14 protein-coding genes are annotated in these 17,065 nt (G+C 36.1%); 2 read left to right on the top strand and 12 right to left on the bottom strand.

Annotated features, from left to right (window positions below; translation table 11 throughout):
• Positions 1–112: 112 nt before the first annotated feature.
• The 4 genes from RCG17_RS16600 to RCG17_RS16585 all read right to left on the bottom strand — a co-directional run bounded on the left by RCG17_RS16600 (position 113) and on the right by RCG17_RS16585 (position 4,964).
• Positions 113–1,453 carry a sensor histidine kinase gene (locus RCG17_RS16600; RefSeq protein ID WP_308171251.1) on the bottom strand — a complete coding sequence of 447 codons (1,341 nt, stop codon included), beginning with the start codon at positions 1,451–1,453 and terminating at the stop codon, positions 113–115.
• Positions 1,450–2,127 carry a response regulator transcription factor gene (locus RCG17_RS16595; protein WP_308171250.1) on the bottom strand — a complete coding sequence of 226 codons (678 nt, stop codon included), beginning with the start codon at positions 2,125–2,127 and terminating at the stop codon, positions 1,450–1,452. The genes RCG17_RS16600 and RCG17_RS16595 overlap by 4 nt, the downstream gene beginning before the upstream one ends.
• An 815-nt stretch (positions 2,128–2,942) precedes the next feature.
• Positions 2,943–3,734 carry a lipase family protein gene (locus RCG17_RS16590; RefSeq protein ID WP_308171249.1) on the bottom strand — a complete coding sequence of 264 codons (792 nt, stop codon included), beginning with the start codon at positions 3,732–3,734 and terminating at the stop codon, positions 2,943–2,945.
• A gap of 345 nt (positions 3,735–4,079) precedes the next feature.
• Complete coding sequence (locus RCG17_RS16585) at positions 4,080–4,964, bottom strand: cupredoxin domain-containing protein (protein ID WP_308171248.1); 885 nt, start codon at positions 4,962–4,964, stop codon at positions 4,080–4,082.
• Between the two features lie 419 nt (positions 4,965–5,383).
• On the opposite strand from RCG17_RS16585, the gene hcp reads away from it, so the two are divergent.
• Complete coding sequence (gene hcp / locus RCG17_RS16580) at positions 5,384–7,060, top strand: hydroxylamine reductase (RefSeq protein ID WP_374120963.1); 1,677 nt, start codon at positions 5,384–5,386, stop codon at positions 7,058–7,060.
• A 142-nt stretch (positions 7,061–7,202) separates the two neighbouring features.
• Here hcp and RCG17_RS16575 read toward each other — a convergent pair whose 3' ends face one another.
• The 7 genes from RCG17_RS16575 to RCG17_RS16545 form a co-directional block, all read right to left on the bottom strand.
• Positions 7,203–8,210 (bottom strand): LacI family DNA-binding transcriptional regulator, encoded by a 1,008-nt coding sequence (locus tag RCG17_RS16575; RefSeq protein WP_308171246.1) that lies wholly within the window; start codon positions 8,208–8,210, stop codon positions 7,203–7,205.
• Between the two features lie 131 nt (positions 8,211–8,341).
• Positions 8,342–9,289, bottom strand: a complete 948-nt coding sequence (locus RCG17_RS16570; RefSeq protein ID WP_308171245.1) for a dihydrodipicolinate synthase family protein — start codon at positions 9,287–9,289, stop codon at positions 8,342–8,344.
• A gap of 262 nt (positions 9,290–9,551) precedes the next feature.
• Positions 9,552–9,941 carry a VOC family protein gene (locus RCG17_RS16565; protein WP_308171244.1) on the bottom strand — a complete coding sequence of 130 codons (390 nt, stop codon included), beginning with the start codon at positions 9,939–9,941 and terminating at the stop codon, positions 9,552–9,554.
• A gap of 98 nt (positions 9,942–10,039) precedes the next feature.
• Positions 10,040–11,419: an MFS transporter gene (locus RCG17_RS16560; protein ID WP_308171243.1), complete on the bottom strand. Its 1,380-nt coding sequence runs from the start codon at positions 11,417–11,419 to the stop codon at positions 10,040–10,042.
• Between the two features lie 192 nt (positions 11,420–11,611).
• Positions 11,612–12,619 carry a LacI family DNA-binding transcriptional regulator gene (locus tag RCG17_RS16555; protein ID WP_308171242.1) on the bottom strand — a complete coding sequence of 336 codons (1,008 nt, stop codon included), beginning with the start codon at positions 12,617–12,619 and terminating at the stop codon, positions 11,612–11,614.
• Between the two features lie 99 nt (positions 12,620–12,718).
• Positions 12,719–13,666 (bottom strand): dihydrodipicolinate synthase family protein, encoded by a 948-nt coding sequence (locus RCG17_RS16550; RefSeq protein ID WP_308171241.1) that lies wholly within the window; start codon positions 13,664–13,666, stop codon positions 12,719–12,721.
• 378 nt (positions 13,667–14,044) lie between these two features.
• Positions 14,045–14,524: a GyrI-like domain-containing protein gene (locus RCG17_RS16545; protein ID WP_308171240.1), complete on the bottom strand. Its 480-nt coding sequence runs from the start codon at positions 14,522–14,524 to the stop codon at positions 14,045–14,047.
• Between the two features lie 82 nt (positions 14,525–14,606).
• On the opposite strand from RCG17_RS16545, the gene RCG17_RS16540 reads away from it, so the two are divergent.
• Positions 14,607–15,527, top strand: coding sequence for a helix-turn-helix transcriptional regulator (locus RCG17_RS16540; RefSeq protein WP_308171239.1), 921 nt, complete (start codon positions 14,607–14,609; stop codon positions 15,525–15,527).
• A gap of 170 nt (positions 15,528–15,697) precedes the next feature.
• On the opposite strand, the gene RCG17_RS16535 is transcribed toward RCG17_RS16540, so the two are convergent.
• Positions 15,698–16,987 carry a glycosyltransferase family 2 protein gene (locus RCG17_RS16535; protein WP_308171238.1) on the bottom strand — a complete coding sequence of 430 codons (1,290 nt, stop codon included), beginning with the start codon at positions 16,985–16,987 and terminating at the stop codon, positions 15,698–15,700.
• Positions 16,988–17,065: the final 78 nt, after the last annotated feature.

Here is a 17,065-nt window from a genome sequence, read left to right as displayed (position 1 = left end):
GCATACATGTATCAGAATATAATAGTTTTGTGTCCTCAATGTGACCTTTTCATATTTAAAAAATTCCATAAAAAAAACAGTCCGCATCAGGACTGCTTTCTTAACGTTTTATTCATTTATTCAAACAAATTCTAAAAGTGATTTCTTGACCTTCTCCACTGTCGACTGAGATACTCCCATTGTGCAAATCGATGATTCTCTTAACAACAGCCAGTCCCAACCCATAGCTTTCTGTTGTCCGAGTATGTGCTTTTTCACCTCGATAAAACCTTTCAAAAATATGAGGAATATCTTTGTCAGGAATGCCATAACCAGTATTGCTAATCAGTATCTCAACCTGATTATTGCGGTCAAATCCTCGAACTGAAATTTTACCATAATCGAAATTATACTTAATGGCATTTGAATATAAATTTGTCCACACTTGATTCATTAACGATTCATCTGCAAAAACTTCGAGCTTTGGAAGATCAAAATCAATTTCAAGGTTTCGTTCCATCCAGAGAGATTGCATGGCAACAAGCTGATTTCTTAGTTGTCGATCCAACGGGTAGTGTTTTGGCTTAAAAGGTGATTTGTTCGCCTCAAGTATAGAAAGATTTAATAGTTGTTTCGTCAAACCCGATAGGCGTTCACTCTCAAGCAGAATTTGTTCCAAATAAAGTTTTCCTTCCTCCGGTTTCACAGCTTCATCCTTTAACGCAATTGTCATTCCTTTGATGGCTGCAAGCGGTGACTGAAGCTCGTGAGATACATTGGCAACGAAGTCCTTGCGCATTTGCTCCGTATTATTTAATTCTTTTACCATATAATTAAAACTTTTTGCTAATTGGCCAATTTCATCTTTGCTTTTGACATCTAAATGAATGTGAAAATTACCTCTTGCCAGCTCATTAGTAGCATTTGTGATTTGGAAAAGGGGTCTTATTAGAAAACGAGTTGTAATTAGAACAAGCGATACTCCAATAAGAAGTACAATCAATAACGAGGTTAATATTATATTTCTAATCTGTCTGAATGATTCTTTTAAACTGGGTTTAATAAATAAAGCAAATTTATCATTTTTCCTGTCTAATGGCAGTCCGATCATCATATTGTGTGGGCCGTTTTCCAGTTGCCGATATACATGGCCTGTAATAACATCCATGATTGTTTTTTTACCTAAACCACTTGATTTTGAAGCGTTTGGAGTCTTTAATACTAATCCATTCTTATTATAAACATAGACATCATAAGGCAAATTGGTATTTTTCAAATACTCATTAAAACCTTTATTTCCCAAGGCTTGATATAAATAAATCAATCCTTTTCCTTGGTCCATTACTTCATTTTCGCGAATCTTTATAATTTGATTTTGAAAAATAAGCGAAGTAATTAAAAAAGAAACGATCAATGACACGATCATGACCATGAAATAATTTAAACAATTTTTTATGTATATAGATTGAATCATGACAATACCTCTAATTTATAACCAAGCCCTCTTATCGTACATATATGGAGGATGTCCTCATAATTTTTAAATTGTTTCCGAAGCTTTTTAATATGGGTATCTACAGTTCTTTCATCTCCTTCGTAGTCGAGACCCCAGATGCTTTCAATTAATTGATCTCTGGTGAAAATTTTTCCAGGTTGACTTGCTAACATATACAACAGTTCAAACTGCTTTGTTGGCAATAGAAATTCCTCATCTTTAATTTGAACTTTATAACTATCTCTATTGATCAGCACTTTATTAAAATTTATGCTGTGTTCCAAAGCAACCCTATACCTTTTTAGCAAGGATTTCACCCTCATAACAAGCTCAGCTGGGTGAAAAGGTTTCGTCAGATAATCATCCGTCCCCAGTTTAAAACCTTTAATCGTATCATCCAATTCAGCTCTGGCTGTTAACATCAACACCGGAATTTCATAATAGGCTTTAATTTTCTCACAAAGCTCCCAGCCATCCACATACGGCATCATGATATCAATGACTGCACAATCAATTTTTTCTTGTTCTAAAAGGTCAAGTGCCTCTTTACCATCACAAGCAATTTTTATCCGAAACCCCTCGTTCTCTAAATAGAGCTGGGTCACTCTCCGAATATTAACATCATCATCTGCAATTAAGATCGTCGTATTCATGATCTATTACTCCTTATTAAGATACGTATATATTAACCAAGAATGAGGTAGATGACAAAGGGGGAAGTGGTATAATTTTTTGTCATCAAAAAACGGCGTACTTTACTAGTACTACCGTTTTAAAGTTTACTAATACCTCAAAGTCAAATCTTGATATTATCCTTCCTATTTCTTTGAGATTTACGATTTTTCCTGTAATTAGCCCTACTGCTATTGTTTGATTCATCTTTTTTATCCTTCATCGCCCTGGTGAAGTTCATTTTCTTTAGCAGATTCAATTTTCCCTTCCACCATTTTATCCTTATCTTCAAGATAAAGTAGCCAATGAGGTATGAAATTATGCAGAAAGATACTACGTACAAGATTGTATTCAACAGCTGTTCATTATTAATGCTTATCCATAGTGATCCTAAAAGAATAGCCAGGATAAAAGCTCCTGTAGCCAATCGCTTAAGATGTAATCTCATTATTTTTGTCCCTCCAGAATTTTTCCAAAAGCAGTTTTAACTGCTGAAATGTCTTGCTATTAAAAAATAATACTAAAAAAACCTTTAAATTAGCTTTATTTTATAAAAATTGTATTTATATATTGATAGAAATAAGCAAAAAACATGTTAGATGTTTAATATGCATGTTTTAAAAATGAATGTCTGAGGGCTTTTGAGTCTATGTAACAAGGAATATTTATAAATGTATTGGGAGAGGCGGACATGATGGCTAGTTATGGTCGAATCGGGAATATTTAATATCTCTGGCTTCATAGTTGATAATCATGCCCGCAGAGGCTCCTTGATAGGGTCTATTTTTACATCAACTTATACTTTGCACGTACCTAAATTGATATTTGGCGCTCCTAGGGCATACAGGTATACTTCAATATGATGGTAACAAAAAATATCTTTTTTTATTTGAGGATGGTTTAGTGAATTAATCAGGATTGGGGCAGTAACGTGCTGATACCCAAAGAACCCACCAGGCAACTTGGGTATGATGTCTGGGACATTGACAATGAAGTAAGAATTGTGAATGAAAGTTCTGTACCTCTTAACGAATTCAACATTTCCGACCATTGGGGAGGCAAAAGTGTATACTTCAACCTGGATATTTTGATAAGCCAGGACCACAGCATGTAAAGTTGCCAATGCCCCACCCATGCTATACCCTGCCACTGTGAATGAAACAGTCTTGGGCAAATCTTTTAAATACTTTTCCAGACTTACTGAAACGCCGCTTGTTGGATCAACAAAACTGAAAGATTTGTAAAACCTTGTGAATCCATGCTCTGTTTTTCCGCCATTTGGAATCAAATCAAAATTGACCATGTCAAAGTCGAAATCCTCTAAAACATCCAAGATTCCCTGGACTCCACGTAAAACAACAGCAAACTTATTAGGATCATCCAGTGATTGGGCAACAACCCCCATGAATTCTTTTCGATCAATCGACCCTACTGCTACATCGGCATTAATATTTTTGACCAATTTCCATCCTTTTGGAAATTTTGCTGGCTGCGTCGGATTTAGCACCCCAGGTGAATACATAAACTGGATAGTTTTAAGAAATTCCCCCCAAAAGATCACCTTTTGTTTATCGAATGAAATGGACATTAAAGATCACCTCCTTTATGTATTCTATATTATTAAATGCATAAAAGTTGAAGATGTATGGACAAGGAAAGCTGCATATTAAATGGGCTAAATGAATAAATTGCAGCATTAAATATCGTTCCATACATACATTCATTTCTCCTTTTAAACATGTTATATTTTAAAAAAATAAACCCTCTAGTAACTAGAGGGTTAAGTGGTGAGATTCCTATTTTCCCTAAAAAAAATTTCCCCACCCATTCCAAAACTATTCCTTAATTCAGTAATACCCTCCTATTCTTCCTGAAAAATGGTAACACCTTTCATTGCAAACCAATGAAAGGTGTTTATAGTTTTCAACAAAAATTATTCGTTTTGGACGGTCACATTACCTGTCATATAATTAGTGTGCGTCATTGCCCACTGTCCATTTTGTCCATCACAAGGATCAGCACACAACCATTTAAAAGTACCGGTTTTCGATGGGGTAAAAGTTCCTTTTGTCAGGCTTGGAGTTCCTTTTTGTTTCGTTCCAGGGACGGCAATATTCACGCCAAGGTCATTAGATGTAAAAGTATGTGAACCATCGTCAAAGTTATAAATGGTTAATTCTACAGGACTTCCCGCACTAACAGTGATGTTTCCAGGGGTATAGGCATCATGCAGCTTTCCATCTGACCCAAGCTTGTATCCGGCATTAATTACAGTGGATACATGCTGTGTATTGTCATTATTAACAGTAATCGTTCCCCGCATATACCCATCATTTGTCATTGCCCATTGGTTATTTTCACCATCACACTTGTCTGCACAGTACCAGTTAAAGGTTCCGGTTTTATCCGGTGTAAATGTATAGGCTGTTTCCATTGGTGTACCTTTTTTGGTTGAACCTTTAATTTTCACATTTAACCCTAAATCAGCTGATGTATAGGTATGGGTTCCCCCGTCGTAGTTTAAGAAGTGAAGTGTGACTGGTTTGCCTTCGGTTAAGGTAATATCACCGTTAATAAAAGCATCGTGCATTTTTCCATCCGGACCTAACTTGCCTGACGGTTCAACAACGAGATACAAATTTCGAGCTGTGTTGCTCTTTGGATTTCCAGCTTTCGCTGTATCTTTGTTTTTGGTAGTGGTAGGCTTCGTTTTAGGTGCTGCTGTTTTCGGCTGATTGTTGTTACATCCTACCAAAAAAGTTGAAAAAACAAATACAAATAGAACAAAAATGATGCTTTTTTTCATTGTTGTAATCATTTACATGTTTCCTCCTGTATCCGAACTGCCGACTTTTAACCGACTACTTTTAGAGTCTCCAAAAAGTGCCGAAATGTGTCAAAGTAGTTTTAACTTTTTTTAATTTTACCCATGAACGCAATCTGTATTGGCCAAAGTGAATTTCTCCCAGCAAGACACCAATTTCGGTGGAAAACAAACTGCATCCACTTGTCTTTTTTGTCACGAAGTATTCAAATCTTTTCGACTTGTTTGTGAACAGATTCATAAAGAACTCCAAATTTACAATTAATGAATTTATAATACCGACATAAACAAGCTGATTATATTAATAATCACTTTAGATACTTATTCAATAATTCACACTACATAAAAGAAAGTGTTTATTGTAGAAGAATTAGAAATTGAAAATGATTCACTGGAGGAAATTTTAAATGAGTATGTTTTGTTATCAATGTCAAGAAACCTCAAAAGGAACTGGTTGTACAATTGCAGGAGTTTGTGGAAAAAAAGATGATTTGGCAAATATGCAAGATTTATTAATTTATACGATTAAGGGATTAGCGATTGTGAATACATTGGCTCGTGAAATCGGGATTAATCAAAAGAAAACAGATCAGTTTATCGTAAATGGCCTTTTTATGACGATTACAAATGCAAATTGGGATAAAAGTGAATTTTTTAATACAGTAAGAGAAGGATTAAAGCTACGAGAAGAAATTAAAGCAGCAATCATAAATGCAGGGTACACTTTAGCCAACAATAGCGATTTTGTCACTTGGCATGGTGAATCAAATGATCAGCTTGAAATAAAATCTGCTTCTCAAGAAGTTAGTGTATTAGCTACAAGAGATGAAGATATTCGTTCATTAAGAGAGTTAGTGGCCTACGGTTTGAAAGGAATGGCTGCCTATTTAGAGCATGCAGCAAATCTTAACTATGAAAATGAAGAGCTATATTCGTTTATGCAAAAAGCACTTACAATGATCACAGATGATTCAGTAAGTATGGAACAACTGATTGATCTTTCAATGGAATGTGGAAAGTATGGCGTTTCTGCCATGGAGCTTTTAGATACAGCCAATACATCAACATATGGCCATCCTGAAATGACGAAAGTAAACATTGGTGTACGTCAAAATCCTGGTATCTTAATCAGCGGCCATGACCTAAAAGACATGGAAGAGTTATTAAAACAAACCGAAGGCACGGGAGTAGATGTGTATACACATAGTGAAATGCTTCCAGCGAATTATTATCCAGCCTTCAAAAAATATGATCACTTTGTTGGTAACTACGGAAATGCATGGTGGGAACAAACTCGTGAATTCGAGAGCTTTAACGGACCAATTTTAATGACAACAAACTGTATTGTACCACCAAAGGCATCTTATAAGGAAAGAATGTATACAACTGGGGCAACCGCTATTGAGGGTGTAACCTATATTCCTAAAAATGAAGATGGTTCAAAAGATTTCTCTGTTATTATTGAGCATGCAAAGAAATGCCAGCCACCAGTAGAAATTGAAAAAGGTGAAATTGTTGGTGGATTTGCGCATAATCAAGTGGCTCAAGTAGCTGACCAAGTTGTAGAAGCTGTGAAAAACGGTGATATTAAAAGATTCTTTGTAATGGCTGGCTGTGATGGTCGCCATAAGAGCAGAACGTATTATAAAGATTTTGCCGAAGAGCTTCCTAAAGATACGATCATTTTAACAGCCGGTTGTGCAAAGTATCGATATAATAAGCTGGATTTAGGTGATATCAACGGAATTCCACGTGTACTTGATGCTGGTCAATGTAACGATTCCTACTCTTTAGTCATGACTGCATTGAAGCTGAAAGAGGCATTCGGGTTAGAGAGTGTCAATGAATTACCGTTATCTTACAATATCGCATGGTATGAACAAAAAGCGGTTATCGTTTTCTTATCTTTACTTTATTTAGGTGTGAAAAATATTCACGTTGGACCAACATTACCAGCTTTCTTATCACCAAACGTAACAAACTTCTTAATTGAAAATTTTGGTGTAGGCGGCATTTCAAATACAAAAGACGACATGGACATGTTCATGAACAGCTCAATTGAAGTTCAAGAAAGTACATTAGTCCAATAATAGGCCCGGTCCCGACTGGACGAAGGATAAAATCCAAGGAGAGTCAGTGGCTTTCCCTGGATTTTATCTTTTATATTTATAAGAAAACTCATCTACTGACACTTAATTTACAATTCCTAATTTTTATATACGAATGTTGAATTTAATGATTCTTTGGAACAGAAGTTGTTGCGCGCTCAATATATTTCATTTTAAAAACTACATCTTTTTTTCTAATTTGTTTTCCTTGAAGCAAATCCATTAGAATCGAAGTAGCTCTTTTTCCAATTCCAAGTAAATCTACATGAACAGTTGATAAGGACGGTGTCATAAAATCTGAAAGAGGGACATCGTCGGCACCAACTACCGATAAGTCTTCAGGTACCCTCATCCCAGCGATAGTAGCTGCTTTAATCACTCCCATCGCTAAATAATCCGATGAACATACCACTCCAGTAATTCTTCTGTGTTCATTTAAAAATTCTGCCATCTCTTTTGTCGCTTTGAACACATCAAATTCTTCCATCTCAAAGATATTTTCTTCCATATAGTTCATTCCAAGTTCCAACATCGCACTTTTGTATCCATTCAAACACCTTACACTATGCATAGAACTAATCGGTCCATTCATGATTCCAATGTTTCGATGCCCAAGTTGATAAAGAGCCTCTACTGCCTGTTTTATCCCACGTTCATCATCAGGACGTACACAAGGAAATGGAGATTCTTCTAAATAACTTCCAACAACGACGATTGGCAATCCTATACCTTTTAACCATTCCAAACTCAGTTCCTCATTTCGAGGCGAAAAAAGAATAACTCCATCTACAGATTGGGTTTCTAGTAATCGTTTTTGTTGTGAAGAAGTAAAGGACATTAACATGTTGTAGTCTGTTTGATCAATTCCTTGTACAACACCTTCTAAGATCGTCGAGAAAAACGGGTTATTTAAAGTAAAAGAACCCCTCGGAACCACAACGGCAATATTTCCTGTTGATCGTTTAACTAGCCCCCTTGCACCTAAATTGGGGCGATAATCCATTTCTTCAATCACTTTACGAATTCGCTCTGCAGTCTCGGCTCCAACTCCGGGTTTGCCGCTTAATACCCGAGATACAGAAGCTATTGAAACACCAGCTGCACGTGCCACATCCTTTATACTTACAGTCACAATGCATACCTCCGTGGGTCTTCTAAAAATATTTATAATTATAATCTAGATTTAATTAATATTATAAACAAGCCCCACCTAAATGCTATAAAAATGTGGTTACGGAAATCACCGTAACCACTGCAAACTTTCTATGCTTTTACTTCATCTTTAATTAATCCAACTTTTATTAAACCTTGACGGATTTCCTCTACTTCACTTTCTTTTAAAGGTAAAACTGGACGTCTAGCCAACGAGCTGCTGATTAATCCACGTTGATACATTGCTTCTTTCATGCGTAAATGAGATGTGGAAGAAGGCTCGTCCATTTTATAAATAGCATGTTTTAATTCAAAAATACGATCATACACTTCGTTAGCTGCTTTTAAATCTTGATTTTTAACATGTTTTACTAACTCTGCAATTAAATCCGGTACGAAACAACCAAAGCCAACAAGTGCACCATCGATACCTTGCACTAAAGTAGGCAGCAGGTATTCGTCATGGCAAGTTAATAGTGCAACATCTGGGGCATGCTTTTTCAATGCCCTTACATCAACTTCATATTGTGCCATATCCCTTTGACCGACTTTAACGGCAACTACATTTGGAATTTCAGTCATTTCTAACAACTGACTTGTTGTATAGGAAGCCTTTGTCCAAGTTGGGTACTCATGTACAACAATACCAATGTTAATCGCAGCTGCAACATCTTTAAAAAACTCAACTGTTGATTCAGGCTGCATGCCAAAACGTAACCAAGAGTGCGGCGGCATTAACAGGATTCCTTCTCCACCTGCTTTTTCAACTGCTTGAGCATGTTGGACCGCTTCGATTGTTCCTTCAGCAGATACACCGGAAATTACAGGAATCCGGCCTTGTAATTCATCAGCAGCGATTCGTACTGCTTCAGCGCGATCTTCAGGAAGTAAAGTCATGATTTCTCCAGTATGACCGTTTACAACAATACCGTTAACACCTTCATGGCTAGCTACCCAGCGAACTAATTTACGAAATCCTTCTTCATCAATTGAGTAATCATCCTTAAAAGGTATAAGAACTGCTGGAAATACTCCGCTCCATTTTAGTTTGTTTTTCATGATATATTCCTCCTTGGTTGATTGTTTAGTTATAGTAAACGTTTACGTAATTAAGTTTATAACGTAAACGTTTACTAGTCAATTCTTTTTTTTAAAAATTAAAAAATTTATACTTTTAAAATCAAAAAATATCAAAATTTCACTTATTTTTATGCAAACTATAAATTGAATCAGCTAATTATGTGCCTTTATTTTAAAAATTAATAGTAAACGTTTACTATTAAAACTCAGTTACTGATCAAACGTCTCTAAATGAATATAGCTACAATTTTTCACGTTCTACAAGTTGTAATAATTCACGATTGGGACCATAAAAGAATATTGTTTTTGTCCCGTCATTTGCAATGTTATAAGTTTCAGAATTAAAGGATATCCCTTTTTCGTTATAAAAATGAACAGCATCTTCGATATTATCAACAGTAAAAGCAAGATGATTAACAATTCCCCTTTCAAAATATTCATCTTGCAAAACAAGATCTCGAATTAATTCAATTTCAAATCCAGGTTGTTGGTCAAGTTTTAAAAATGCCATTTCTCTACTATTATTCTGCCTGCGTGTTCGAAGGGTAAAACCGAACATATTGGAATAGTAAGAAATCGCTTTCTCCATATCAGTCACGATTATTGCTACATGTTCAACTTTTTTAATCACTATTAGTACCTCCATAGCATTCATATTAGTGAGCAAATTAAATAAAAAAAACGTGTAATTCATCTCACTATGTTGAATTACACGTTTTTTTTCAATATTTAAGGTGCAATCTCTTCTAAAACCTTTTCACGTGTTTCAATCATTCGTAATGCTAACACCGCTCCGATAACAGCCACACCTGCAAAAAGAATAAATACAAAATTAATACCTTTGGCACCTAGAACAAAACCAACTACTGCCGGAGCTATGGCAGAAGCAAGACGTAACCAAGCAGTAGCAAAGGCAGTACCGATCGCTCTCATCCGTGTTGGATAAATTTCAGGTGTATAGAGGTAAAGCAGGACGGTGATGGTGCCCATTGCTCCATAGGCCGTTGACCCTAAATAGATGACACTCGATGGAGTCTTGGCGCCGACAGCCCAAAGAGTTGTAAGCAGAAGTCCAGCCACGATAAAGGCAATTGTTGCCCATCTTTTACGTCCAATTTTATCAACAAAAAGAGCACATGCGAATACGGCTATTACCTGGACTACATTCGTAACGGATGCTGCACGTAAAGACTCCTGTAATGGAAGATGATAAACTGTCTTGTACAAGCTTGGCAACCAGTTGTTAAGTCCGTTAGAGACAAAATAAGCCGAGAACCACAGTGTCCACACAATTAAAGTTCTGCCGCGGTAAAAAAGTGAGAACAACTCTTTCCAATTTCCTTTCACTTCTTTTTGAGGTGCACTCACGGTAACTGGCATACGTTCGTCAGTACTTGCTTCAATTTCTTTGATCACGCGATCCGCTTCATCAAACCTACCTTTTGAAATCAACCAACGAGGTGATTCCCGCAAAGTAAATAGCATTGAGAAAACAACAAATCCACCAATACCACCTAATAGGAACATCCACTTCCATCCAAAGCTTGGTACAACTAAAGTTCCAATTTGTGCCGACAACATCAATCCCAGAGGGAAGATCATTTCATATAACATGAAAAAACGTCCACGGCCGTGTGCGCGTGAGAGCTCGTTGATATAAGCCGCTGCAACAGGAACTTCACCGCCCACCCCAATGCCTTGTATAAAACGAAAAAGTAATAATGTGTTAAAATTTCCGGCAAACACACAAGCAATACACATCACGGACATCAAAAGAATTGTCCATTTAGCACTAAAAACTCGTCCAAACCGTTCAGCCATCCATCCAAAAATGATGGCCCCCACAGCTTGTCCAAGATATCCCATACTAATGAGAATACCAATTTGGCCAGGGTTTAATTTCCATAGGCCAATCAATACCGGCAAAATGAATGCAAGGGATAATGAGTCAAAAGCATCGAAAAATGTTGCGCTTCCCATAATCACACGTGGTTTTATATGCCAACGAGAAAATGGAATACTTTCAATACGAGCAATTAGGTTTGAAGATTGAGTAGATAGATTAATTTCATTGTTATACTCTTTAACCTGCTTTGTAATTTCCGGCATATTTCTTAAATCCTCCTTATTAGGGGGTTACAATAATTAATGAAAATCATCGCAAGACATTATAAAATACTAGTCCAAGGGCAATTTATCTTTTTAAAGTATTTCGAGTAATATAATGTTTGTAAGTGCTTTCAAATTAATAAAACGACTCATGCAGCTATTTTTTATTTTGGATTTACGCCGAAGCTGCGCCTACTGTTTCTTTGGAGTTGTGGTTGATGAACGATTAATGTATTCCATTTTAAATACTACATCTTTTTTTCTAATTTGTTTTCCTTGAAGTATATCTAACAGGATCGCTAAAGCTCTTTTCCCAATACCGACCAAATCTACATGGACTGTGGACAAAGATGGAGTCATAAAATCTAAAATTGGAACATCATCTGCACCAACTACCGATAAGTCTCTTGGCACCGTTAACCCCATTGTTGTAGCTGCTTTTATAACTCCCATTGCCAAAAAGTCTGAGGAGCAAACTACGCCCGTAATTTTTCTGTAGTCATTTAGAAATTCAGCGATCCCTTTTGTTGCTTTAAGTACATCAAATTCTTCCATTTCATAGATATTTTTATCTGAATAGTTTAATCCAAGTTCTAGCATTGCACTTTTATAACCATTCAAACACCTTACACTATGCATTGAACTCATCGGTCCGTTTATGATCCCGATATTTTGATGTCCAAGTTGATAGAGTGCATTTACTGCTTGTTTTATTCCATCCTCATCATCAGGACGAACACAAGGAAATGGAGACTCTTCTAAATAACTACCGATTACAACAATTGGTAAACCAATACTTTTTAACCATTCTAAACTTAATTCTTCATTACGGGGTGAAAAAAGAATAGCTCCATCTACAGATTGGGTTTCTAGTAATCTTTTTTGTTGTGAGGAAGTAAAGGACATTAACATATTATAATCTGTTTGATCAATGACTTTTGCTATACCTTCTAAGATTGTTGAGAAAAACGGATTATTCAGTATAAATGATCCCCTTGGAACCACAACTGCAATATTTCCTGTTTTTCGTTTGACTAGCCCTCTCGCACCTAAATTGGGGCGATAATCCATATCCTCAATCACTTTACGAATTCGATCTGCTGTAGCTGCACCAACACCCGGCTTATCACTCAATACTCTTGATACAGAAGCAGTTGAAACACCTGCTATACGTGCAACATCTTTTATATTTACGGTCACGATACATAACCTCCGATGGTCATCTATACATATCAAGAGTCCCCATCTAAATGCATTAAAGGAGTAGTTACGGGGAACCCGTAACCGCTGCCAAAATAACTATGCTTTTACTTCATCTTTAATTAAGCCAACTTTTATTAAACCTTGACGGATTTCCTCTACTTCATGTTCCTTTAAAGGTAATACTGGACGTCTAGCCAAAGAGCTGCTGATTAATCCACGTTGATACATTGCTTCTTTCATGCGTAAATGAGATGTGGAAGAAGGCTCGTCCATTTTATAAATAGCATGTTTTAATTCAAAGATACGATCATAAACTTCGTTAGCTGCTTTTAAATCTTGATTTTTGACATGTTTTACTAGCTCTGCAATTAAATCTGGTACAAAACAACCAAAGCCAACAAGTGCACCATCGATACCTTGTACTAAAGTAGGCAGTAAGTATTCATCATGACAAGTTAATAGTGCTACATCTGGAGCATTCTTTTTCAATGCCCTTACATCAACTTCATATTGTGCCATATCTCTTTGACCCACTTTAACGGCAACTACATTTGGAATTTCAGTCATTTCTAACAATTGACTTGTTGTATAGGAAGCTTTTGTCCAAGTTGGGTACTCATGTACAACAATACCAATGTTAATCGCTGCTGCAACATCTTTAAAAAACTCAACAGTGGATTCAGGCTGCATACCAAAACGTAACCAAGAGTGCGGCGGCATTAACAGAATTCCTTCTCCACCTGCTTTTTCAACTGCTTGCGCATGTTGGATAGCTTCGATTGTTCCTTCAGCAGATACGCCGGAAATAACAGGAATCCGACCTTGTAATTCGTCAGCAGCGATTCGTACAGCTTCAGCACGATCTTCAGGAAGTAAAGTCATAATTTCTCCAGTGTGACCGTTTACAACAATACCGTTAACACCTTCATGGCTAGCTACCCAGCGAACTAATTTACGAAATCCTTCTTCATCAATTGAGTAATCATCCTTAAAAGGTATAAGAACTGCTGGAAATACTCCGCTCCATTTTAGTTTGTTTTTCATGACATATTCCTCCTTGGTTGATTGATGAATTAGTTGATTTGTTTAGGTAAACGTTTACGTAGATAATAATATAACGTAAACGTTTACTTGTCAATGAATTTATTCTTTTCTGAAAATTAAATGCATTATTAAGTTATTAATATGCTTTTATTCTCTTTATTAAAGGGATACATTTTAAAAAATTTAATTAAATTTTTTAGTAAACGTTTAAGTATTTTAGTAAATATATAAATATAAAAAAAGACGAACTATTTTAGCCCGTCATACGTTCAATTGTAAAGAATCTCATGTCATTTATATGCTTGAAAATACGCTTAGCATTGTAATTCGCATTTTCCTGACGTCAATCCTATTAGTCTTACATATCGTTAACCTACTCTATTTCACTTTCACAGGAACCGCCAGTTCAACAACCGCCTCCATTGGGTTTCCGTTTAATAAGGCTTCAATGACATAGGTATCTTTATACTCAAGTTCAGGATGGTTTGGTAAAATTTCTCCAAAAAACTGACGAATTAATTGGTCAAATAATTTTCGACTTGGTGCTCCTTGAGCGGTAAGCACGACATAATCATTAGCTGGCAGGACTAATTGTTCCGTATCTTCAGCAGCGGTTGTTGTATTTGCGCCTGCAAAATAGGACAAGCTCTCATTACGAGTAGTCCCGACTGCATAACCAATTTTATCTCTACTCCCAGCCATTAGTGCGCCGAATTTGCCACTTTGTGCAAGTATCACGAAGTGAGCTGATTTTTGTTTCGATACCTCATCCACATTCTCCATTGTTGGCAGTGAAACGAAGGTGCTATAGCCAGTCAATGTTATTTCATCCATGTGTTTCATTGTCAATTCAGTCATTTTATTTCCTCTTTTCTCATTTTGTAACTATACTATAACCAACAAACCCTGACATATGTATGTCTTATATTTGGAGAAACTTATGAAAATCGAACGATTAATTAGTATGATAATGATTTTATTGCAGCGAGAATTAGTCTCGGCAACAGAACTAGCAAAAATTTTTGAGGTAACGACACGGACAATTTATCGTGATGTCGAAACACTAGGCATGGCGAATATCCCAATTTATACCGTTCTGGGACGAGATGGCGGAATTGGACTTATGCCGACCTATAAAGTTGATAAAAAGCTGTTAACCTCTAAGGATTTACAAAATATTTTAACTGCGTTACATGGTGTGGAACAGCTGATTCAAAGTCCAGAAATCAAATCAACTATGACAAAAATCCGTGCAATGCAAACAGAACAACGGAACGCTGAGATGGACTTTTCTTTGCATTTTACTGGTTGGCAAGGAACAGGAGAATTAAAGGCCGTAGCTGAGTCTTTACAAGAAGCAATCCGTGTGCATTTAATTGTCAGATTTGACTATTACGATGCCAATGGCACACACTCATCTCGAAAAATAGAACCATATCACTTAATGTATAAAGGCGAACGCTGGTACTTACAAGGCTATAGCTATGAACGAGAGGATTTTCGTACCTTTCGCTTGGCACGCATGTCGAATTTGACATTTACAAACGAAATATTTATTGCACGCGATTATATCGTAAAAGATATAATACCGAAAGAAAAACTTCCCCAGTTTTACCCAGTTCGTTTGAAAGCAAATATGCGGGTTTGCGATATCATTATCGAACGCTTTGGCACCTCTGTGATTACATCGTGTGATGAAACAACCTACTATGCAGATCTGCAACTTCCGAATGTTGAGAATGCCTATCGTTTTATTCTACAACTAGGAGCGAATGCCGAAATTATTGACGGTGGTCTTTTTGAAAAGGATTTTCGCAAGTATTTAGCAAAAATCATCAACATCTATGCAACTAATCTTTAAAGCTAAAAAGGCGCATTTTTTAATCAAATGCGTCCTTTAATGAAATAACTAAAATATTGTTTTATCAGAAAATTTTTAATAGAATAACCATTCTTTTTGTGCAATAGTAGAAAGCGATTTACTATTATTGTTTTTTTAATCAAAAGAAACCCAGACAATGTCAATAACTATCATAAATCATCAAGAGATTTCGCCACTGTGTGCGCAATGGGTTTCCATTCAACATCTTTAATGAGCGCTAGGATTGAAATAGGCAAATAGGTAAGCATAAAAATCGGAAAAGTGATTGTATATGCGATTTTTTTCCAGTCCGAGGCATTGATTTTTTTCCACTCTGTAAGAGTTGTAATAAGCCCAATTAAAAACATTAAAATATAATTCCATCCAAATGATTTTAATATGGGGATAACAACAACATCAAGGGACATTTTCCCATTTATTAATTCAAATAAGCAGGATATATAGAATATTGCATTTACCAAAATACAAAAACCGGATACCAACATCGATGGCATGATTGTCATTGTCATATCATAGCAAGAAAACTTATGATTTTTCCTACTAGAAATACCTTTAATCAGCATCCATCCATATTTAGAAAATACTTGGTAAAATCCTTTTGCCCATCGTAATCTTTGATGCCACGACTGCTCGAATGTGATAGGCTGCTCGTCATAAAAGATGGCATTTCTACAGTATCCAATTTTTTCACCTTTAATGATCTGAGAAACGGAAAATTCAATGTCCTCTGTAAGAAGATGGTGAATCCATCCTCCATTCTCTTTGATGATATCAGCATGTACCAAAAATCCAGTACCTGAGATGGCACAACTGGTGTTAAGGGTCATTCTTGGCAGGTTGATATATTCAGCTTCGTGTAAGAACCAGAGCCCATACCCTGCAGTAATCCAATTCTGATCGTAGTTTTTGGAGTTTCTATAACTGGTGATTACTCTGTACCCTTGATTAAAGGTTTTGTTCATCTCCAAAATATAGTTTTCATCAAGAAGATTGTCGGCATCAAAAACAAAATATCCATCATACTTTCTCATTGAATATTCCCCTTTGATAATTTTGAACATATAATCAAGAGCATATCCTTTACCAATTAGAGTCTTATTGAACCGCTCTCTAACAATAGCCCCTTCTTCAGCCGCAACCCTCGCCGTATTGTCGGTACAATTGTCTGCTACAACGAAAATATCAATTAAATCCTTAGGATAATTCTGGTTGTTTATAGTATTGATAAGTTTTCCAATTACCAGTTCTTCATTTCTTGCTGCAATGATCACAGCAAATTTGCAAAGATTGTCATTCTCCGTAACAGCTTTTTTTTTCTGTTGGAGTTTGATCTTAAATGCTGTAATCATATAAACAATCTTATATGAATACAGCAGTGCAAATAACAGGCATATAAATAAATTAAAGTCATTAATTAATGTTGAAATGTTCGTGCCCACACTACACCTCTATAATCATATTGGATAATACCTTTTCAGGGCAATTCAAAGATAAGTGTATACTATTTCGATTAAAAT

The organism is Neobacillus sp. PS3-12 (genome assembly GCF_030915385.1).
Taxonomy (GTDB): domain Bacteria; phylum Bacillota; class Bacilli; order Bacillales; family Cytobacillaceae; genus JAEVLT01.
The sequence above is the reverse complement of the archived record's forward strand: the minus strand, read 5'-3'. Positions and strand labels throughout refer to the sequence as shown.

Excerpts from the sequence above, each read along its gene's own strand:
- RCG17_RS16590 (WP_308171249.1), bottom strand. The coding sequence starts at position 3,734 with ATGTCCATTTCATTCGATAAACAAAAGGTGATCTTTTGGGGGGAATTT.
- RCG17_RS16585 (WP_308171248.1), bottom strand. The coding sequence starts at position 4,964 with ATGATTACAACAATGAAAAAAAGCATCATTTTTGTTCTATTTGTATTT.
- RCG17_RS16600 (WP_308171251.1), bottom strand. The coding sequence starts at position 1,453 with ATGATTCAATCTATATACATAAAAAATTGTTTAAATTATTTCATGGTC.
- RCG17_RS16550 (WP_308171241.1), bottom strand. The coding sequence starts at position 13,666 with ATGAAAAACAAACTAAAATGGAGCGGAGTATTTCCAGCAGTTCTTATA.
- RCG17_RS16595 (WP_308171250.1), bottom strand. The coding sequence starts at position 2,127 with ATGAATACGACGATCTTAATTGCAGATGATGATGTTAATATTCGGAGA.
- hcp (WP_374120963.1), top strand. The coding sequence starts at position 5,384 with ATGTTTTGTTATCAATGTCAAGAAACCTCAAAAGGAACTGGTTGTACA.
- RCG17_RS16570 (WP_308171245.1), bottom strand. The coding sequence starts at position 9,289 with ATGAAAAACAAACTAAAATGGAGCGGAGTATTTCCAGCAGTTCTTATA.
- RCG17_RS16540 (WP_308171239.1), top strand. The coding sequence starts at position 14,607 with ATGAAAATCGAACGATTAATTAGTATGATAATGATTTTATTGCAGCGA.
- RCG17_RS16560 (WP_308171243.1), bottom strand. The coding sequence starts at position 11,419 with ATGCCGGAAATTACAAAGCAGGTTAAAGAGTATAACAATGAAATTAAT.
- RCG17_RS16545 (WP_308171240.1), bottom strand. The coding sequence starts at position 14,524 with ATGACTGAATTGACAATGAAACACATGGATGAAATAACATTGACTGGC.